This window comes from Streptomyces sp. NPDC018263, assembly GCF_055562575.1.
On record NZ_JBVHFA010000006.1, the window covers coordinates 427983 to 446343 of the forward strand.

At 71.1% G+C, this 18361-nt stretch carries 19 protein-coding genes; 5 read left to right on the forward strand and 14 right to left on the reverse strand.

Features of this window, described 5'->3' with window-relative positions; genetic code table 11:
- Positions 1-39 precede the first annotated feature (39 nt).
- Complete coding sequence (locus ACZ3HQ_RS19985) at positions 40-516, forward strand: type II toxin-antitoxin system PemK/MazF family toxin (protein ID WP_467512643.1); 477 nt, start codon at positions 40-42, stop codon at positions 514-516.
- 158 nt (positions 517-674) lie between these two features.
- Here the strand turns inward: ACZ3HQ_RS19985 and ACZ3HQ_RS19990 are convergent, their stop codons facing one another.
- The 8 genes from ACZ3HQ_RS19990 to clpS form a co-directional block, all read right to left on the reverse strand.
- Positions 675-1118: a hypothetical protein gene (locus tag ACZ3HQ_RS19990; RefSeq protein WP_467512645.1), complete on the reverse strand. Its 444-nt coding sequence runs from the start codon at positions 1116-1118 to the stop codon at positions 675-677.
- Between the two features lie 142 nt (positions 1119-1260).
- Positions 1261-3069: a S53 family peptidase gene (locus ACZ3HQ_RS19995; protein ID WP_467512647.1), complete on the reverse strand. Its 1809-nt coding sequence runs from the start codon at positions 3067-3069 to the stop codon at positions 1261-1263.
- A gap of 308 nt (positions 3070-3377) precedes the next feature.
- Entirely contained in the window at positions 3378-4328 is a 951-nt protein-coding gene (locus ACZ3HQ_RS20000) for a PLP-dependent cysteine synthase family protein (protein ID WP_467512650.1), read from the reverse strand.
- Between the two features lie 17 nt (positions 4329-4345).
- Entirely contained in the window at positions 4346-4624 is a 279-nt protein-coding gene (locus ACZ3HQ_RS20005; protein ID WP_467512652.1) for a MoaD/ThiS family protein, read from the reverse strand.
- Between the two features lie 162 nt (positions 4625-4786).
- Positions 4787-5209 carry a M67 family metallopeptidase gene (locus tag ACZ3HQ_RS20010; protein ID WP_467512654.1) on the reverse strand — a complete coding sequence of 141 codons (423 nt, stop codon included), beginning with the start codon at positions 5207-5209 and terminating at the stop codon, positions 4787-4789.
- 155 nt (positions 5210-5364) lie between these two features.
- Entirely contained in the window at positions 5365-6783 is a 1419-nt protein-coding gene (locus tag ACZ3HQ_RS20015; RefSeq protein ID WP_467512655.1) for an amino acid permease, read from the reverse strand.
- Positions 6784-7130: 347 nt separating this feature from the next.
- Positions 7131-7739 carry a DUF2017 domain-containing protein gene (locus tag ACZ3HQ_RS20020; RefSeq protein ID WP_467512656.1) on the reverse strand — a complete coding sequence of 203 codons (609 nt, stop codon included), beginning with the start codon at positions 7737-7739 and terminating at the stop codon, positions 7131-7133.
- Positions 7740-7749: 10 nt separating this feature from the next.
- Positions 7750-8058, reverse strand: a complete 309-nt coding sequence (gene clpS / locus ACZ3HQ_RS20025; RefSeq protein WP_030810877.1) for an ATP-dependent Clp protease adapter ClpS — start codon at positions 8056-8058, stop codon at positions 7750-7752.
- Between the two features lie 65 nt (positions 8059-8123).
- Here clpS and ACZ3HQ_RS20030 point away from each other — a divergent pair, with 65 nt between their 5' ends.
- Positions 8124-9470 carry a nicotinate phosphoribosyltransferase gene (locus ACZ3HQ_RS20030; protein WP_467512658.1) on the forward strand — a complete coding sequence of 449 codons (1347 nt, stop codon included), beginning with the start codon at positions 8124-8126 and terminating at the stop codon, positions 9468-9470.
- 59 nt (positions 9471-9529) lie between these two features.
- Positions 9530-10123, forward strand: a complete 594-nt coding sequence (locus ACZ3HQ_RS20035) for an isochorismatase family protein (protein WP_467512659.1) — start codon at positions 9530-9532, stop codon at positions 10121-10123.
- A 157-nt stretch (positions 10124-10280) separates the two neighbouring features.
- On the opposite strand, the gene ACZ3HQ_RS20040 is transcribed toward ACZ3HQ_RS20035, so the two are convergent.
- From ACZ3HQ_RS20040 to ACZ3HQ_RS20050, 3 genes are all read right to left on the reverse strand, one after another.
- Complete coding sequence (locus ACZ3HQ_RS20040; RefSeq protein ID WP_467512661.1) at positions 10281-10607, reverse strand: hypothetical protein; 327 nt, start codon at positions 10605-10607, stop codon at positions 10281-10283.
- 9 nt (positions 10608-10616) lie between these two features.
- A complete protein-coding gene (locus tag ACZ3HQ_RS20045; RefSeq protein ID WP_467512663.1) occupies positions 10617-10922 on the reverse strand; it encodes a hypothetical protein in 306 nt (101 codons plus the stop codon).
- A 121-nt stretch (positions 10923-11043) separates the two neighbouring features.
- A complete protein-coding gene (locus ACZ3HQ_RS20050) occupies positions 11044-13401 on the reverse strand; it encodes an immune inhibitor A domain-containing protein (RefSeq protein ID WP_467512665.1) in 2358 nt (785 codons plus the stop codon).
- Positions 13402-13772: 371 nt separating this feature from the next.
- Here ACZ3HQ_RS20050 and ACZ3HQ_RS20055 point away from each other — a divergent pair, with 371 nt between their 5' ends.
- Complete coding sequence (locus ACZ3HQ_RS20055) at positions 13773-14066, forward strand: hypothetical protein (protein WP_467512666.1); 294 nt, start codon at positions 13773-13775, stop codon at positions 14064-14066.
- Positions 14067-14156: 90 nt separating this feature from the next.
- On the opposite strand, the gene ACZ3HQ_RS20060 is transcribed toward ACZ3HQ_RS20055, so the two are convergent.
- Positions 14157-14924, reverse strand: a complete 768-nt coding sequence (locus ACZ3HQ_RS20060) for an RDD family protein (RefSeq protein WP_467512668.1) — start codon at positions 14922-14924, stop codon at positions 14157-14159.
- A 61-nt stretch (positions 14925-14985) separates the two neighbouring features.
- Entirely contained in the window at positions 14986-16257 is a 1272-nt protein-coding gene (locus ACZ3HQ_RS20065) for an RDD family protein (protein ID WP_467512670.1), read from the reverse strand.
- Positions 16258-16490: 233 nt separating this feature from the next.
- Here ACZ3HQ_RS20065 and ACZ3HQ_RS20070 point away from each other — a divergent pair, with 233 nt between their 5' ends.
- Entirely contained in the window at positions 16491-16904 is a 414-nt protein-coding gene (locus tag ACZ3HQ_RS20070; RefSeq protein ID WP_030810907.1) for an SsgA family sporulation/cell division regulator, read from the forward strand.
- A gap of 26 nt (positions 16905-16930) precedes the next feature.
- Here ACZ3HQ_RS20070 and ACZ3HQ_RS20075 read toward each other — a convergent pair whose 3' ends face one another.
- Positions 16931-18349, reverse strand: a complete 1419-nt coding sequence (locus ACZ3HQ_RS20075; protein ID WP_467512672.1) for an FAD-binding oxidoreductase — start codon at positions 18347-18349, stop codon at positions 16931-16933.
- Between the last annotated feature and the right edge of the window lie 12 nt (positions 18350-18361).

Sequence of the window (18361 nt, forward strand, 5' to 3'; positions counted from 1 at the left end):
GGCGCGCGGCGGGCGGCGCGCGCCGGTAACGTCCTCCGCATGGACACGACCTGGTGGCTCGCGCTGGTGGCGGTGCTCCTGCTGGCCCTGGTCGCCACGCTGGTGGACGGCTGGGGACGCGGTCACCGTCCGCGCGGGCGGCGGCGGCCACCCGGCCGGCCCGCCCCGCGGTCCCGACCGCGGGAGCGGACACGGACTCTGACGGACCGTCCGCGACCGGGCGACATCTGGTGGGCCGACGTGCCCTACGAGGACCGGCCGGAGTCCAAGGACCGGCCGTGTCTGGTGCTGTCCGTACGCGGCGACCGGGTCACGGTCGCGAAGATCACCAGCAAGGACCACGACCAGCGCGCCGGGGTCATCCCGCTGCCGCCCGGCTCGGTGGGCGACAGCCGGGGCCGCCCCAGCTTCCTGCGCACCGACGAGCTGCGCGAGGTGCGCGTGAGCGACTTCCGGCGCCGGGTGGGCACCGTCGACCCGGCCCTGTGGGACGAGGTGCGCCGCCTGACGCGCTAGGGGGTGTCTTGCCGCTCAGGCCGGATCAGGGAGCGGCGTCTGGTGCCGTGCATCGCAAGGCGGAGGAGGGAGTCGATGCGGAGCATCGGCGACCGACGACAACGCGGCGAGGTGCGGTGCCAGGCGTCGCGAGCCCGGCGTGAGCGGCAAGACGCCCCCTAACCGATCCGCACGGTGACGCGGAACTCCTGGATGCCCTTGCAGGAGACCCCGCCCGGTGTGGTGGGCCGGGCGCACAGCGGACGGGTGGAGGTCAGGTGGACCGTGCCGGTGGCGGAGGTGCGGTAGGCGGCGTTGGCGTCGCCGGGCGGGAGGACGATCCCGGCGTTGATCGGGGTCAGCGCGTCGCCGCTCGCCCGGACCGGCTCCCAGGGGCGCGACTCGGTGCCGTCGAGGGTGAGCCGCAGCTCGCCGCCCCGCTTGAGACAGACGGTCTTCCCGGCGGCGGCGGAGGTCAGCCGCACCTGGTCCGCGCAGCCGCCCGAGCGCGAGGGGACGGCGGACGGCTCGGCCGAGGCCGAGGGCGTGGACTCGCCCCCGCAGCCCGCGAGCAGCAGGAGCAGGGCCGTCGCCGCGAGGGCGCGGGACGTCGTACGGCGCATGGGGTCCGCCTCTCCGTCGTGGCCGGTGCCGTTCGGCACCGCGGGTGATGTGACGTGACACCGGCGCGATCGGCTCCCTGGAGACGCGCGCGTCCCGCGCGCGGACGGCTTCCGCGCGCGGGACCGGAGGTGCTGGTGCGGTTCAGCTCGTGGTGACGGCGGTGTCGTCCACGACGAAGCTGGTCTGCTGGGAGGAGTCCTCCACACCGCTGAACTTCACGGTGACCGTCTGGCCCGCGAAGGACGACAGGTCGAAGGTCTTCTGCGCGTACCCGGAGGCGGCGTTGACGTTCGAGTACGTCGCCAGGGTGGTCGAACCGGCGGTCACGGTCAGCTTGTCGTACGCGGTGCTGCCCGTCTCGGCGGTGTCGATGTGCAGGTAGAAGGTGAAGCTGGCCCGGCAGCCGGCCGGGATCGTCACCGACTGGGAGAGCGTGTCGGTGTGGGCCGAGCCGTAGCCGTCGAGCCACGCCTTGTACGAACCGGAGTGCGCGGCCTCGCCGGTGTCGGAGTTGATGACCCCGCTGCTGGCGGTCCAGGTGGTGCCGCCGGACTCGAAGCCGGGGTTGCCGAGCAACTGCGCCGGGGTGCAGGTGCCGCCGCCCCCGCCACCGCCGGAGGTGAAGGCGGCCGTGCCGTTGGGGGTGCCCCAGCCGGTCGGGCCGTCGTAACCGGCGCGCGCGGTGCAGAAGTACGAGGTGGCGCAGGAGCCGTTGCTGCCGCTGGTCACGTCGTTGAGGTTCGCCGTGTGGCTGTAGGGGTACTGCGCCGGGTAGTCCGTGGCGCCCGGGGTGCCCGCGAGGGCGTAGACGCCGGCGATGATCGGGGCGGAGGCGCTGGTGCCGCCGTAGACCGCCCAGCCGGAGCCGCCGAAGGTGTCGTAGACGGCGACGCCGGTGGCCGGGTCGGCGACGGCGGAGACGTCGGACTCCATGCGCTTGGCGCAGCCGGTGTCGGTCTGCCAGGTGGGCTTCGGGTCGTAGGCGGAGCAGCCGGAACCGGTGCCCTCGGTGGCGCTGGTGTGCCAGACGGACTCGCTCCAGCCGCGGGAGTTGGACGCGGTGGTGAGCGCGGTGCCGCCGACGGCGGTCACGTACTGCGAGGTCGCCGGGTACTCGGCGCCGTAGGCGGAGTCACCGGCGGAGACGGTGATGGCGACGCCCGGGTGCTTGAAGTACTGGGTGTCCTCGGTGGTCTGGTTGGACGCCTCGGAGCCGCCCCAACTGTTGGAGACGAACTTGGCGCCCAGCGAGACGGCCTCGTTCTCGGCGATGCCGAGGTCGGTGTCGTTGGCGGAGTTGGCCTCGACCAGGATGATCTTGCAGTTGGGGCAGACCGCGCTGACCATGTCGATGTCCAGCGCCTCCTCACCCGCCCAGCCCGTGTCGTTGGCGGGCAGCGAGGTGGTGGAGCCGGTCTGGCTGACCTGCTTGAAGCAGCCGTTGGCCTTGGTGCAGGAGGACAGGCCGTAGGTGGAGCGGTACGTGCCCAGGTCGGCCTCGGCGTTGGGGTCGTTGTAGGCGTCGACCACGGCGACCGTCATGCCGGAACCGCCGGTGGAGGGCAGGTTGTAGGCGCTGTGCAGGTTGGCCGGGGAGAGGCCGGAGGGGGTGGCGGCGGCGACCGCGGAGGCGAGCCGCTGCTTGATGTCCGTGCGGCGCTGGGCGAAGCAGGAGGCGTGGCCGGGTTGCGCGGTGGCGCACAGATGGGTGGTGGGGACCTTCTGGCCGGCCTTGCCGGTGGGGTGGAAGGTCTGCCGGCCGGGGTCGGTCAGCGCCTTGTGGTTCTGGGTGATGCGCGAGGTGGCGGGGGACGTGTCCGGGGTGGTGGGTCGGGCCGAGGCCGTGGGGGCCGCGGTGAATCCGGCCACGGAGAGGGCGAGGGCGGGGAGGGCGACGGCGAGGAGTCTGGGCAGACTCCGTCTCCGCCCGCCGGTGCGTGAGTCACGCATGGGGAACTGCCTCCATGGGGAGTGGGGGTTTCTCGCGCTGGATCGGCAGGCACGTGACGCGTGTAGCGGTGGCAGGGCACACGCGTCATGAGCATGACATTCTCAGCCGTCCGGCATGCCAGTGAACGTGACATGACAGATCGCGGGAGGAACGTAGCTCCGGGATGCCGAGGCCCGGCAGTACCGCACGGAATTCTTTGCCCCGCCATAGAAAGCGGTTGGCCCCCTCATAGGAGGGGGCTGACGCGATCTTGTGGGCTTCCCGGGTTTGACCGGAAGAAGCCTTGCGGGGAACGGCCGGAGGAGGATCAGGCCCAGAGCTGGCCGTGCAGCGCCTCGACCGCCTCCTCGGTGGTCGCCGCGGTGTAGACCCCGGTGGAGAGGTACTTCCAGCCGCCGTCGGCGACGACGAAGACGATGTCGGCGCTCTCGCCCGCCTTGACCGCCTTGCGGCCCACCCCGAGCGCCGCGTGCAGCACCGCGCCGGTGGACACGCCCGCGAAGATGCCCTCCTGCTGGAGGAGTTCACGGGTACGGGCCACCGCGTCCGCCGAGCCGACGGAGAACCGGGTGGTGAGCACCGAGGCGTCGTACAGCTCGGGCACGAAGCCCTCGTCGAGGTTGCGCAGGCCGTACACCAGGTCGTCGTAGCGCGGCTCGGCGGCGACGATCTTCACGTCCGGCTTCTGCTCGCGCAGGTAGCGGCCGACGCCCATCAGGGTGCCGGTGGTGCCGAGACCGGCGACGAAGTGGGTGACGGAGGGCAGGTCGGCCAGGATCTCGGGGCCGGTCCCGGCGTAGTGGGCGCCCGCGTTGTCGGGGTTCCCGTACTGGTAGAGCATCACCCAGTCGGGGTGCTCGGCGGCCAGTTCCTTGGCGACCCGGACGGCAGTGTTGGAGCCGCCGGCCGCCGGGGACGGGATGATCTCCGCGCCCCACATGCCGAGCAGGTCCCGGCGCTCGCGGGAGGTGTTCTCCGGCATCACGCACACCATGCGGTAGCCCTTGAGCTTGGCGGCCATGGCGAGCGAGATACCGGTGTTGCCCGAGGTGGGCTCCAGGATGGTGCAGCCGGGGGTGAGCCGGCCGTCCTTCTCCGCCTGCTCGATCATGTGCAGCGCGGGCCGGTCCTTGATGGAGCCGGTCGGATTGCGGTCCTCCAGCTTGGCCCAGATCCGGACGTCGGGGGACGGCGAGAGCCGCGGCAGGCGCACCAGAGGGGTGTTGCCCACCGCGGCCAGCGGGGAGTCGTAACGCATCGGAGCGCGGCGGCCGGTCAGACCATGCCGCCGGCCACGGCCGGCAGGATGGTCACGGTGTCGCCGTCGGACAGCTTGGTGTCGATCCCGTCGACGAAGCGGACGTCCTCGTCGTTCAGGTACACGTTGACGAAGCGGCGCAACTGCCCGCCGTCCACCACGCGGCCCTGGATGCCCGCGTGCCGGGTCTCGAGGTCGGCGAACAGGTCGGCGAGGGTCTCCCCGCTGCCTTCGACCGCCTTCCGGCCGTCGGTGTACTGGCGGAGGATGGTCGGGATGCGGACCTCGATGGCCATGGTTGCGGGCTCCTGTTCGAAGGTGTTCGTCGGGGCTGCGGCTCGGTACGTCAGCAGAAGGCGCGCACCACAGTCAGAACCATGGGCTCATCGTATCGATTCCCGGTCCACCGACCGGAATCCCGTCCCGGATGGCGGACGGTTTCCGACCGGGGAGTGGGATCAGTACGCCTCGACGACCTTGACCTCCTCCTCGGTGACCTCTCCGTCCAGGATGCGGAACGAACGGAACTGGAAGTCGCCGAGGCCGTCGGCGTCCGCCGTGGAGACCAGGACGTAGTGCGCGCCGGGCTCGTTGGCGTAGCCGATGTCCGTGCGCGAGGGGTACGCCTCGGTGGCGGTGTGGGAGTGGTAGATGATCACCGGCTCCTCGTCCCGGTCGTCCATCTCCCGGTAGAGCTTCAGCAGGTCCTGGGAGTCGAACTCGTAGAACGTGGGCGAACGCGCGGCGTTCAGCATCGGGATGAACCGCTCGGGGCGCCCGGCGCCCTCCGGCCCGGCCACCACACCGCACGCCTCGTCGGGGTGGTCCTCGCGGGCGTGGGCGACGATCCGGTCGTACAGGTCCTGGGTGATGGTCAGCATGCGGGCCAGGATAGGGGGACGGGCCGTCCCGTACCGCAGTGCGGTACGGGACGGCCCGCATGGCGGACGCCTTGAGCGGCGGCCGCCGGGGGTGCCACGAGTACTCCCGGCGGCCAGACGTCCTGGATGGTCCCTCGGTGGGTCTGGCGGTGGGTCTAGCCCACCTTCTCCAGCGCCGGCTCGTCACGCTCGCCGCTCTGCGGCGTGCGGGACTTCATGACCTTCCAGCCGATGCCGAGCGCGACGGCCCAGACGGCCATCACGTACAGGCAGACGCGGGAGTCGGCATCGTACGCGATCAGGCCGGTGACGAAGAGCAGGAAGGCGATGGCGACGTACGAGCAGACCGAGCCGCCGGGCGCCGGGAAGGACGAGGCGGGGAGCTTGCCCGCGACGACCGCGCGGCGGTAGAGCACGTGGCTGATCAGGATCATCAGCCAGGTCCAGATGCCCGCGGCGGTGGCGACGGAGGTGACGTAGCCGAACGCCTTCTCCGGGACGATGTAGTTCAGCACCACGCCGATGCCCATGAACAGCACCGAGACGGTGATGCCGAGCGCCGGGGTCTTGGTGGAGGACAGCCGGGCGAAGATCCGCGGGGCCTCGCCGTTGTCCGCCAGGGTGCGCAGCATGCGGCCCGTGGAGTACATGCCGGAGTTGCAGGAGGACAGGGCGGCGGTGAGGACGACGAAGTTCACGATGCCCGCGCCGGCCGGGATGCCGATCACCGCGAACGCCTTCACGAACGGGCTGACACCCGGCGCGAACTCGGTCCACTTGACCACGCAGAGGATGACGGTGAGGGCACCGACGTAGAACAGCGCGATACGCCAGGGCAGGGTGTTGATCGCCTTGGGCAGCGTCTTCTCCGGGTCCTCGGACTCGCCGGCGGTGACGCCGACCAGCTCGACCGCGAGGTAGGCGAACATGACGCCCTGGAGGGTCATCAGCGAGGAGCCGATGCCCTTGGGGAAGAAGCCGTCGAACTGGTACAGGTTCGCCACCGAGGCGGTGTCACCGGCGGCGCTGAAGCCGAAGGTCAGCACGCCGAGGCCGATGACGATCATGCCGATCAGGGCGGTGACCTTGACCATCGAGAACCAGAACTCCAGCTCGCCGAAGAGCTTGACGGAGATCAGGTTGACGCCGAACAGGACCACCAGGAAGACCAGCGCCGTGACCCACCTCGGGACGGCCGGGAACCAGTAGTTGACGTAGATGGCGGCGGCCGTCAGCTCGGCCATGCCGGTCACGACCCACATCAGCCAGTACGTCCAGCCGGTGAAGTAACCGAAGAAGTCGCCGAGGAACTCGCGCGAGTACTCGGCGAACGAACCCGACACCGGGCGGTAGAGCAGCAGCTCGCCCAGGGCTCGCATGATGAAGAAGATGATCACGCCCGCGAGGGCGTACATGAGGATGAGGCTGGGACCGGCCTTGGCGATGTTCGCCCCGGCTCCCAGGAACAGGCCGACTCCGACGGCGCCACCGATGGCGATCATCTGGACCTGCCGGCTGCCGAGCCCTCGCTCGTAACCCTCTTCAGGGGCTTCGGTGACCTTCTCAGAGGCCATGGTGGTGCGCCTTTCTCCATGCCGACCCGTGGCCTTCACTCGGCCTCGGATCGGGTCTCGATCCCCCCGGAACTGATGGAGTGAGCAGGTCAGCGACCCGCTCGTGCCTGGCCGGCGGTCGCCGGCTCGGTGGCGCACCCGGCCGAACATGGGTGGTGTTCGCCGGGCGGTCGTGAAGATTTATCACGGCCGCAATATTGAGCAAAGAGGGGTCCGAGGGCGTGCTGTGGCGCACCACACAGGAAGAACCGGACAAAGTACGCCCAAATGCGCCAAAAGCGGCCGCAACGGTAATGCGATCGTTATCCGGAGTTGAGCGTCCTCTGAGCGAACGCGAAAGCGACGTATTACGGCATCAGTGTCGAGACGAGGGTCTCCTGAAGACCGCCGAGCCAGAGATAGGCCAGCACCATGGGCTTGCGCGGGTCGTGGTCCGGAAGGCGGTACAGCGGGTCCGTGTCCTCCTCGTCGGAGATCTCCAGCCGGGACCCGATGGCCAGGCGCAGATCGTTCAGCGCGGAGAGCCACTGCCGGGACCGCTCCGGCGACAGCTTGAGCACCGCCTCGCCGCCCTCGGCCGACGACGCGACCTGGTCCAGGGTGCGGATGACCGCGAGCGCGTTCTCCCGCTTCCCGGCCCGGAGGTCGTTCTCGGTGTAGCGGCGGAACTCGGCGGAGTGCGCGCGCCGCTCCTCGGCGTCGGCCGGGTCGGCCGGCTCCTGCTCCGGGTCGGTGTAGGCGTCCGGGAAGAGCCGGCGCAGCACCGGGTCGGCGGGCGGCTCGGTGGGGCCCTCCGCGAACAGCTCGGCGAGCGGGTCGCCGCCGGCGTCCTGGGCGGGGCCGGGTCCGATCAGCTCCAGGAGCTGGACGGCCAGCGAGCGGATGATGGAGATCTCGACGTCGTCGAGCGCGACGGTCGCGCCGCCGCCGGGGAGCGGTTCGAAGTGTCCGGGCATCTGTGTCGGTTTACTTCCGGTCCTGCTGGAGGGTGGCCCACAGTCCGTAGCCGTGCATCGCCTGCACGTCGCGCTCCATCTCCTCGCGGCTCCCGCTGGAGACGACCGCCCGGCCCTTGTGGTGGACGTCGAGCATGAGTTCGGTGGCCTTGTCCTTCGAGTAGCCGAAGTACGTCTGGAAGACGTAGGTCACGTAACTCATGAGGTTGACCGGATCATTGTGGACGATCGTGATCCAGGGGACGTCCGGCTCGGGTACGGCGAAGGTCTCCTCCGCCGATTCGGTGCGTTCGATCTCTACGGGCGCGGGTGACGTCACACAGCCATGCTGCCACGCACCCCAGAAATCGTCACACTGACGAAATGGGAGTACGCTTCGTCGTCATGAACACAGCGGACCTTGGGCTGCCGGTGGAAGTCCCGTCGACGGCGCTCTTCACGGACCAGTACGAGCTGACCATGCTGCAAGCCGCCCTGAAGGCCGGGACGGCCGAGCGGCGCAGCGTGTTCGAGGTCTTCACCCGGCGCCTGCCGCACGGCCGCCGCTACGGCGTGGTCGCGGGCACCGGCCGGGTGCTGGACGCGGTGACGAACTTCCGTTTCGACGCGGCGATGCTCGCCTTCCTGGGCGAGCGGGGGATCGTCGACGAGCCGACCCTGAAGTGGCTGGCGGACTACCGCTTCCAGGGCGACATCTGGGGCTACCCGGAGGGCGAGGTGTACTTCCCCGGCTCGCCGCTGCTGCGGGTCGAGGGCAGCTTCGCGGAGTGCGTGCTGCTGGAGACGGTGATCCTCTCCATCCTCAACCACGACTCGGCCATCGCGGCCGCCGCCTCCCGGATGGCCTCCGCCGCGGGCGGCCGGCCGTTGATCGAGATGGGCGCCCGCCGCACCCACGAGCTGGCCGCGGTCGCCGCCGCCCGCGCCGCCTACGTGGGCGGTTTCGCCACCACCTCCGACCTCGCGGCGGGCTTCCGCTACGGCATCCCGACCGTGGGCACCTCCGCGCACGCCTTCACCCTGCTGCACGACCACGAGCGGGACGCCTTCCGCGCCCAGGTCGACGCCCTGGGCGCGGACACCACGCTGCTGGTGGACACCTACGACGTCGCGGAGGCCGTCCGTACGGCGGTGGAGGTGGCCGGGCCCGAGCTGGGCGCGGTGCGCATCGACTCCGGCGACCTGCTGCTGGTCGCGCACCGGGTGCGGCAGCAGCTCGACGACCTCGGCGCGACGGACACCCGGATCGTGGTCACCTCCGACCTCGACGAGTACGCCATCGCCTCGCTGGCCGCGGCGCCGGTGGACGCGTACGGGGTGGGCACGCAGTTGGTCACCGGGTCCGGGCATCCGACCTGCTCCATGGTGTACAAGCTGGTCGCCCGCGCCGAGTCCGCCGATCCCTCCGCCGAGCTGGTGCCGGTGGCGAAGAAGTCCAGCGGCGGGAAGACCTCCATCGGCGGGCGCAAGTGGGCGGCCCGGCGGCTGGACGAGTACGGGGTCGCGGAGGCCGAGGTCGTGGGCACCGGACCGGTGCCGGACGAGCTGGCCGACCGGCAGTTGCTGGTCGAGCTGGTCAAGGGCGGCGAGGTCGTCGCCCGCGAGCCGCTGGACGCGGCGCGCGAGCGGCACATCGCGGCGCGCGGGAACCTCCCGCTCTCCGCCACCCAGCTCTCCCGCGGCGAGCCCGTCATCCCGACGGAGTACCTGCACCTGCCCTCGGGTAGCTAGTGCGGGAGGCCGGAAGTCTCTAGGCTCGATTCCTTGGACCCCACTCGAAGGACACCACCATGCGCCGCGCCTTGATCGTCGTAGACGTGCAGAACGACTTCTGCGAAGGGGGCAGTCTCGCGGTGGCCGGCGGGGCGGACGTGGCCGCCGCGATCACCGAGCTGATCGGTCAGGCGGCCGGGTCCGGGTACCGGCACGTGGTGGCCACCCGCGACCATCACATCGCGCCGGGCGGTCACTTCGCGGACAACCCGGACTACGTCCACTCCTGGCCCGCGCACTGCGTCGCGGGCACGGAGGGCGTGGGCTTCCACCCCAACTTCGCCCCGGCGGTCGCCTCCGGCGCGGTCGACGCGGTCTTCGACAAGGGCGCGTACTCCGCCGCGTACAGCGGCTTCGAGGGCACGGACGAGAACGGGCAGTCCCTCGCGGACTGGCTCCGCGCCCGAGACGTCGAGGAGGTCGACGTGGTCGGCATAGCCACCGACCACTGCGTACGGGCCACCGCCCTGGACGCGGCCTCCGAGGGCTTCCGCACACACGTCCTCCTGGACCTGACAGCAGGCGTCGCCCAGGAGACCACGGCCCGCGCCCTGGAGTCCCTCCGCGAGGCCGGAGTCCAACTGACCGGCAAGCCGGTGGTGAACGCGTAGTACGCGCCCGCGGGCCCGGCTGTAGCTGGTCGCGCAGTTCCCCGCGCCCCTGGGGTGGCGAGCCTGGGCGGAGTCACGTGCGTGAACCGGCGTCCGCCTGAAAGGCTCGGGCACAGATGTCTCGCCCAAGGGGCGCGGGGAACTGCGCGAACGGCCACTACGCACCCGCGGTCGAACGCTGACGCCCAAGGATCTCCCGCGCGAGCACACGGGTACGGGCCCACCCCTCGTCCTCGGCGAGAGCCGCCTCGCTCCAGTGGTCCACCGTGCGGTCGGCGGTCATCTCGTCGAGGATCGCGTCGATGGCCCGCAGGCCGGCCAGGTCCTCACCGGTCAGCTCCCCCTGCGGAGCCCGCCAGGCGTCGTCGAACACGAGCGCGATCTCATCGGGTCCCACCCGAAGCCGCCGTACCCACTCCGCCTGCTCCTCCGCGGAGGACGCCACCAGTACGAGCGCCTCCACCAACGCCGGTCGCAATGCCATGCCGGCACGCTATCGCTGAACCGCAGAGGATCGCAGGGCTCGGATCGGGCGCCACAGGCCCGTGCCCTCCACCGGGGCCGTGCGCCATATGAGGCCGTCGGGGTGGTGGAGGACCGCTGTCACCTCGTCGGGGGTGGGCGGGGCGGTGTTGCCGCGGAGGAAGACGGACCACCGGCCGAGGTTTCGCAGGCGGGTCAAGGCTTTCGCGCGATTCCCCGCGTGGACGAGGACCCGTACGCCGGCGGTGCCGTGGGGCAGGTTCACCGCCACCACGACCGTGCCTCCCGGCAGCTTGCAGAAGCCTCCTGCGGCCATGCGGTCACATCCCCGTCCAGTCAGGTGTCAATAAGCGGTCCACAGGACGCACCTAAACACGATCGGCGGCGACCCGCTAGGGGGTCACCGCCGATACGTCTCTGACCTGCGAAGATGCTATTTACTTCGTCGCGGGCCCGACTTCCAGCTCGATCGTGGAGCCGTCGTCCGCCTGCTTCTTGATCTTGATCTTGGTGTTGGTGTCAGTGACCTTCACACCACCGGTGGGGTTCGACGGGTCCCAGTACGTGTGGGTGCGGTCGTTGAAGACCGACACCCCATTCTGCGCCTTGATCTTCGTCGCCGCGCCCGCGTTGTGCAGCGTGATCCCGTCCGTCGGGTCGAGCGAGAACGGCGAGTCGTACGCCTGCATCCGGTTCCGCAGCAGCGTCCCGTCGGACCACTTCAGCGCCTTCGGGTGGGCGTCGACCGGCAGGATCAGACCGGTGCCCGGGTGCGCGTCGGCGTTGGTGTTGTTGTCCGCCTGGGAGGTGTCCCACTTCCAGATCAACAGGCCGTCCTGGTACGGGTAGTGCTCCACCCAGTCGGGCCGGTCGGTGCCGGTGAAACCGAAGTTGTACGGGCCGACCTTCAGCGTCTTGTCGTACGACACGTACTGACGGTTCTCCGCGAGGTAGTACTGCTTGTAGTCCTTGGTGAAGGACGCGCCGACGCGGGAGAACCCGGTCGCGGCCCAAGCGGCGTCCGCGGCCTCGGCGTTGTCCAGGAACAGCGGGGCCCCGTCCGCGGTGACCGTGATCTCGTCGGCCGCGAAGCCCTTCAACGCCACGCCGCTGTCGGTCTGGTAGCGGAAGCGGAGCTGGATCTTCTTGCCCGCGTACGCGTCCAGCGAGTACGACAGCTTCTTGTAGCCGTCGACCGTGCCGGTCAGCGCGGGCTTGTCGGAGCCGTCGCGTCGGATCGGCTGGCCGTCCACCGTGCCGTCCAGGGCGGTCCAGTTGGCGCCGTCCGTGGAGACCTCGGTGTAGAGGTAGTCGTAACCGGCCTCGATGTCGTACCAGCCGTCCAGGCCCAGCGTGGCCTTGGACTTGCCGGTCAGGTCGACCGAACGGGTCAGCGTGTTCTTGAGGTTGTCACCGCTGCCGCTCCACCACTGGGTCGCGCCCTGGGCCGGGGTGACGATGTCGGTCTTGACCGCCTTGTCGGGCAGCGAGACCAACAGGGCCTGGCGGTACTTGGTGTTGTACTCCGCGACACCGAGCTTGTGCCAGGAGGAGACGCCCGCCTTGGCGGTGTCGTAGGTCAGCCAGCCGAGCTGGAGCTTGTCCCACGCGTTCATGTCGCCGGGCAGGTCACCGATGGAGTCCTTGCCGGTGCCGAGCCAGGAACCGGAGGACATCAGGGTCCAGAAACCGGTGGAGTTGTCGCCGCCGTCGGTGTCGTACTCGTCCGGCAGACCGAGGTCGTGGCCGTACTCGTGGGCGAAGACCCCGAGTCCGCCGTTCTCCGGCTGGATGGTGTAGTCGCCGACCCAGACGCCGGTGTCGCCGACCGGGGCGCCGCCGAGCTTGTTGCCCGCCGGGCCGGTCGCGCCCGCGTCGGTGCCGAACGCGTACCAGCGGTGCGCCCAGATGGCGTTCTCGCCCTCGGCGCCGCCGCCCGCGGACTCGTCCTCACCGGCGTGCACGATCTGGAAGTGGTCGACGTAACCGTCCGGCTCGTTGAAGTCGCCGTCGCCGTCGTAGTCGTAGCGGTCCCACTGGTCGTACTGGGCCAGGTCGGCCTTGATGGCGGCGTCGGACTTGCCGGCCGCCTTCTGCCCGGCGACCCAGGAGTTCAGACCGTCGCTGACCACGTTCCACACGCTGGTGCAGTTGGTCTGGCCACAGGCGTTGTTGCCGTAACGGGCCTCGTTGTAAGGGACCTTGACCCAGTCCGAGACCTCGCCCTCGACCGAGTAGCGGCCCGAGGACTGCTTCTCGTAGTACTTCTTCAGCGACTCGGTCTGGGCGCCGGTGCCGAAGTAGAGGTCCTGGTAGTGCTTCTGGTTGTAATCCGCCTGCCAGGCCGTGGAGTTGTCCTTCTTGCGGTCCGGTGCGGCGATCTTGTTGTGCAGCGGGCCGGGGGTGCCGCCGAACTTGGGGTCAGTCTGGTCCCCGAACTCCACCAGGATGGTGAAGATCTTGTCGGTCTTCTCCCGGCTCAGCTCGACGTACTTGCTGTCGCCCTGCTTGCTCTTGAGCTGGACGACCTTCGAGCCGTTGCGCTCCTTCGCCGTGGCCTTGCCGGCGATGAGCTGGTTCAGGGCCTCCTGGCGCTGAGCCTCCTGGGTCTTGCTCAGCGGGCCGTCGAGGTCGTGCTCCCGCTGTCCGGCTGGGGCCGGGTCGTGCCGGTTCTCGGCCGCCGGGCGGGCCATCGTGTCGGCCTCGGCCACGGCGAACGTGGCGAAGGCGGCGGACGACGCCGCGAGGGCCACGCCTATCGCCGCGGCTCTGAACGTCCAGGGTCTGCTGGTCACTTGAGATCCTCCCCCGCGCCGCGCGCACGGCAGGAGGGTTCCGGACCTTGGAAGATTCCGTGCGCGCACGATCAACGCGTGTATTCAAGTGCCGCAATTTGACTAGAGGTTCTCTGGAAAAGACAGACCTTGACTTGAACAGGACAAGTGCACTATGCGGAGTTGGCGTCCGCTTTACGAACACGTGCTATGGCGGAACGGGCGCGTGCATCACCCCAGTTGAGGTGGACCATGACTCCGTGCGCCCCCTGTGCACCGCCGGCCGGGGTGAGGCGGGGCTTACCTGGCACAGGACTCGGGCATGCACGCGAATAGAGTCGAATCGGCGCCCCAGCTCGCCCCTGCCCCCGTCTTCCGAGGACACGATTGCCATGCCTCGTCCGACCGTCGCACAGCTCGCCTACGGTTCCTGCACCGTGATCCTCTCCACCGTCGCCATGCTGGCCCTGTCCCGAACCAGTTCGGGCATCGGTGTCGCCGTCATCGCGCTGGCCGCGCTCGCGCTCGGGCTGCTGGTCGCCATGACGGTGCCGCTGCCCCGGCCGCGCCCCACCCGGTCGGCCGCTGCCACCGGCCCGACGCCCGCCGAGCCCGCCCGGCTCTCCGAGCGCCGCCGCCCGGTCGGCGCCTCGGCGGAGTCGGTACGCGGCCGCGCGGCGTCCTGAGAGCGGCCGCCCCGCACGACCACACGCCGGAGCGGCGGGCCGGGGACTCCTCTCCCGCCCGCCGCTCCGGTGCGCCGCGCCCCGGCCCGGTCAGGTGGTGGCGACCACCACCGTCTTCGCCGCCTTGTCGTGCAGGCCCTGCTTGTACGGGCGGTCGAAGTAGCTCCAGCCGCCGCAGATCGCGGTCCAGACGCAGGCGCAGCAGAAGGCGAACGGCAGCCACAGCACCAGCGCCCGGATCAGCGAGGACTGCGCGGAGGGGGTGGCGCCGTCGCGCAGGTTGGCCACCCGCATCTTGAACCAGCGCATGCCGAGCGTCTGCCCGGTGCGGGCGATCAGGATGGTGTCGTAGGCGACGTACAGCACGGCGGCGATGATCGACTGGCCGAGCGACTTGCCGACCTCCATCCGGTCGCCGTTCACGTCGTACTGGTGCACACCGAAGGCCCAGGTCAGCAGCCAGACGGCGATACCGACGATGATCATGTCGATGATGCGGGCGACGGTGCGCTTGCCGCTGTCCGCGAGCGGGGGCATGCCGGCGAGGGGGTCGCCGGGGCGGCCGGGACCACCGGGGCCGCCCCCGTAGGGGCTGTCGCCGTAGGGACCGCCGCCCCCGTAGGGGCCACCTCCCCCGTAGGGGCCGCCGGGGCCCTGAGGACCGCCCCCGTAAGGGCCGCCCGTCCCGTAGGGGCCGCCGCCCTGGGGCGGGGGTTCGCCGCCGGGCGGCGGGGGCTGCTGGGCGCCGTACGGACGGTCGTACGGCGAGCCCGGCCCCGGGTCCGACGGGGGCCGCTTCCGCAGCGGGTCGTCGTCGGGGGGCTGCGGTCCGGAGCCGGGGGGCGGTTCACTGCTCATGGCACCGAGTCGACCGCGAACGCGGGGCCGCCGCACCCGGCGGGCGACCGTCCGGGGGACGTTATTCGGCCACGAAGGTGTGTGCCGCCTTGTCGTGCCAGCACTGGCGCCACGGCCGGTCGAACAGCCCCCACAGCACACCGATCACGCCGATGACGAGGACGCCGGGCACGCTGTAGACCAGCCAGCGGCGCAGCGCCGCCCCGAAGGACGGGGGCTCGTGCCCCTCGATGTCCCGCACCTGGATGCCGCACAGCCGCTTGCCCAGGGTGCGGCCCCAGCGGGCGGTCGGCAGCACCTCGTACACCACCCCGAAGACCAGCAGGACGCCGAGGACGATGGCGAGCGAGACGCCGGTGGTGCCGTCGAGCAGCCAGACGGTGACGGTACGGCCGGAGAGGCGGGCCGCCTCGATCTTGCTCTGGGTGTGGTCCACGGCCCGTACGCCCAGGGGTACGGCTGCGGCTGCCGTGACGGCGCCGATGAAGAGGTTGTCGATCAGGCGGGCGGCGAAGCGCTTGCCGAGTCCGGCCGGGCGGGCCTCCGCCTGGCGCCGGGCCGCCGCGAGGAACAGGTCCTCCACCGGCGGCTTCCACGGCGCCACGGGCTGCTGCTCCTCGCCCGCCCCGGCCAACCGGTGCACCTGCTGCGCCCAGGACGCCTGTCCGCCGCCGGGTCCGGGGGCGAGGGGGCCGCCGGTCCGGGGCGGGAGTACGGGGTTCGCCGGGGCGGGGGCGGACGGCTGCGGGAACCCGGACTGTCTGCGGGGGTCCGCCTGCGGGGCGGGCGTCCCCTGCCCCGGCACCTGGGGTGCGACGGCGGCCCCCGCCGCCGGTCGGGCGGCCGCGTCGGCGGCGGTACCGAATCCCGCCGGTCCCCCTACGGGTCCCTGAGCCGCGCCCGCCACGGGCCCGGTGGAACCCTGAGCGCCCTGCCCCGGCGCCCCCGCGCCCTCCACGGCGTCCCCCGCCCGCACCCGACGGAACGTCATCGTCCCGTCGTCCCGCTGGACCCCCGCCGACGGACCCGCCGCCGGGCCCGGAGTCGGCCGTCGGAACAGGAACGTGTCCAAAGGCGCCTCGCCCTGGGCCCCCGGAGCGTCGGCGGAGCCGCCCTCTTCGAAGAAGTGCGGACCCGTCTCCTCCACCGGGGGCGTGTCGGGGCCGGAGGTTGACGGCGCGGTGAGCGGTTCGCCGTCCGCGGGGGCGGGGCGGCTGGTGCCCGGCACCCAGGCGGTGCCGTTCCAGTAGCGGACGTAGCCGGGGATGGACGGGTCCGGGTAGTAGCCCTCACGGGGCCTGTCGTCACCGTGGGCCGGCGTAGGGGCGCTCATGTCCGTCGTCCCGTATCTGCTCGGGGGTGGAAGGGAGCCTCCACATCTATCAGACCCGAGGCGCCCCTTACCCCTCTCCGGCCGGAGCCGACCCCTTCCGGGCGATGCTCAGGGCGCGCGACGCCGGTTGGAAAAAAATTTCCGGGAACCCGCGTAATGACCGCGCCCCTGCCCCCTCTCTCCTGGCACGGGCCCGTCCGAGCGGCCCGCGGTCAGATCGAAGGAGACAGGTCATGGAGCACACGGTCGTGGAGCGCGAACTGGAGCTGCGGCTCATCCTCTCGCCCGAGCGGAGCATCCCGGTACCGGCCCGGCTCGCGTACCGGTCGGACGACCCCTACGCCGTCCACATCACCTTCCACATCAACTCCGACTTCCCCGTGCACTGGACGTTCGCCCGCGAGCTGCTGGTGGAGGGCGTGTTCCGGCCGTGCGGGCACGGGGACGTGCGGGTGTGGCCGACGAAGGTGAACGGCCGCAGCGTGGTGCTGATGGCGCTCAGCTCGCCGGACGGCGACGCCCTGCTGGAGGCGCCCACCCCGCAGGTGTCCGCCTGGCTGGAGCGGACGCTGCGGGCAGTGCCGCCGGGCGCCGAGGCCGCCCAGCTCGGCATCGACGACGCGCTCGACCAGTTGCTGGCCCGGTGAGGGGCCCCGGCGCACAAAAGCTCAGCTCAGAAGAGCTTGCCGGGGTTGAGGATGCCGAGCGGGTCGAAGACGTCCTTCACGGCCCGCTGCATCTCCAGTCCCACGGGCCCGAGTTCGCGCGCCAGCCACTCCTTCTTCAGCACGCCCACCCCGTGCTCGCCGGTGATGGTGCCGCCGAGTTCGAGGCCGAGGGCCATGATCTCGTCGAAGGACTCGCGGGCGCGCCGGGACTCGTCCTCGTCCAGGGCGTCGAAGCAGACGGTGGGGTGGGTGTTGCCGTCACCGGCGTGCGCGCACAGGCCGATCGTCAGGTCGTACTTGGCGGCGATCCGCTCCACGCCCTCCAGCATCGCGCCGAGCTTCGAGCGGGGCACGCACACGTCGTCGATCATCGTGGTGCCCTTGACCGCCTCCAGCGCGACCAGCGACATCCGCCGTGCCTGGAGCAGGAGTTCGGACTCGGCGGCGTCGTCGGCGACGACCACCCCGGTGGCCCCGGCCGCCTCGCACAGGGCGCCGACGGCGGCGAGGTCGGCGGCGGGTTCGGGGGTGTCGAAGGCGGCCAGCAGCAGCGCCTCCGTGGTCTCCGGCAGGCCCATCCGGGCGAAGTCGTTGACCGCCTTGACGGTGGTGCGGTCCATCATCTCCAGCAGCGAGGGCACATGCCCGCCGGCCATGATCGAGCACACCGCGTCGCAGGCGTCGGCGGCGGTGGCGAACTCGGCGGCCAGCACCAGTTGCCGGGGCGGCTTGGGCCGCAGCCCGAGCACGGCGCGGACCACGATGCCGAGCGAGCCCTCGGAGCCGACGAACAGCCGCGTCAGGTCGTACCCGGCGACGCCCTTCGCGGTGCGGCGGCCGGTGGACATCAGGCGGCCGTCGGCGAGGACGACCTCAAGACCCAGGACGTACTCGGCGGTCACCCCGTACTTGACGCAGCACAGGCCGCCGGACGCGGTGCCGATGTTGCCGCCGATGGTGCAGGTCTCCCAGCTCGACGGGTCCGGCGGGTAGTACAGCCCGTGCTCCTCCACCGCGCGGGAGAGGACGGCGTTGACGACGCCCGGTTCGACGACGGCGATCCGGTCGACGGGGCTGATCTCCAGGATGCGGTCCATCTTGGTGAGGGACAGCACGATGCAGCCCTCGGTGGCGTTGGCCGCGCCGGACAGCCCGGTGCGGGCGCCCTGCGGGACGACCGGCACGCGCAGCGCGGTGGCGGTGCGCAGCACGTGCTGGACCTGTTCGACGGTGCGTGGCAGGACCACGGCGGCGGGGGCCCCGGCCGGGCAGAAGCTCGCCATGTCGTGCGCGTAGGAGGCGGTGACGTCGGGATCGGTGAGCACGGCCCCGGCGGGCAGCCCCGCCAGCAGCGCTTCGATGAGGGGGGTCTCGGCGGGCGCGGTGTCGCCGTCGCGGGGTGCTTCGATACGGCTCATGATCACAGCGTGTCACTC

Bases quoted from the DNA above. Each gene is read 5' to 3' on its own strand.
- ACZ3HQ_RS20065 (WP_467512670.1), bottom strand. From the start codon at position 16,257: ATGAGCGCCCCTACGCCGGCCCACGGTGACGACAGGCCCCGTGAGGGC.
- ACZ3HQ_RS20045 (WP_467512663.1), bottom strand. From the start codon at position 10,922: ATGGCCGCAGGAGGCTTCTGCAAGCTGCCGGGAGGCACGGTCGTGGTG.
- ACZ3HQ_RS20015 (WP_467512655.1), bottom strand. From the start codon at position 6,783: ATGGCCTCTGAGAAGGTCACCGAAGCCCCTGAAGAGGGTTACGAGCGA.
- ACZ3HQ_RS20055 (WP_467512666.1), top strand. From the start codon at position 13,773: ATGCCTCGTCCGACCGTCGCACAGCTCGCCTACGGTTCCTGCACCGTG.
- ACZ3HQ_RS19985 (WP_467512643.1), top strand. From the start codon at position 40: ATGGACACGACCTGGTGGCTCGCGCTGGTGGCGGTGCTCCTGCTGGCC.
- ACZ3HQ_RS20000 (WP_467512650.1), bottom strand. From the start codon at position 4,328: ATGCGTTACGACTCCCCGCTGGCCGCGGTGGGCAACACCCCTCTGGTG.
- ACZ3HQ_RS20040 (WP_467512661.1), bottom strand. From the start codon at position 10,607: ATGGCATTGCGACCGGCGTTGGTGGAGGCGCTCGTACTGGTGGCGTCC.
- ACZ3HQ_RS20070 (WP_030810907.1), top strand. From the start codon at position 16,491: ATGGAGCACACGGTCGTGGAGCGCGAACTGGAGCTGCGGCTCATCCTC.
- ACZ3HQ_RS20020 (WP_467512656.1), bottom strand. From the start codon at position 7,739: ATGCCCGGACACTTCGAACCGCTCCCCGGCGGCGGCGCGACCGTCGCG.
- ACZ3HQ_RS19995 (WP_467512647.1), bottom strand. From the start codon at position 3,069: ATGCGTGACTCACGCACCGGCGGGCGGAGACGGAGTCTGCCCAGACTC.
- ACZ3HQ_RS20060 (WP_467512668.1), bottom strand. From the start codon at position 14,924: ATGAGCAGTGAACCGCCCCCCGGCTCCGGACCGCAGCCCCCCGACGAC.
- ACZ3HQ_RS19990 (WP_467512645.1), bottom strand. From the start codon at position 1,118: ATGCGCCGTACGACGTCCCGCGCCCTCGCGGCGACGGCCCTGCTCCTG.
- ACZ3HQ_RS20035 (WP_467512659.1), top strand. From the start codon at position 9,530: ATGCGCCGCGCCTTGATCGTCGTAGACGTGCAGAACGACTTCTGCGAA.
- ACZ3HQ_RS20005 (WP_467512652.1), bottom strand. From the start codon at position 4,624: ATGGCCATCGAGGTCCGCATCCCGACCATCCTCCGCCAGTACACCGAC.
- ACZ3HQ_RS20010 (WP_467512654.1), bottom strand. From the start codon at position 5,209: ATGCTGACCATCACCCAGGACCTGTACGACCGGATCGTCGCCCACGCC.
- ACZ3HQ_RS20030 (WP_467512658.1), top strand. From the start codon at position 8,124: ATGAACACAGCGGACCTTGGGCTGCCGGTGGAAGTCCCGTCGACGGCG.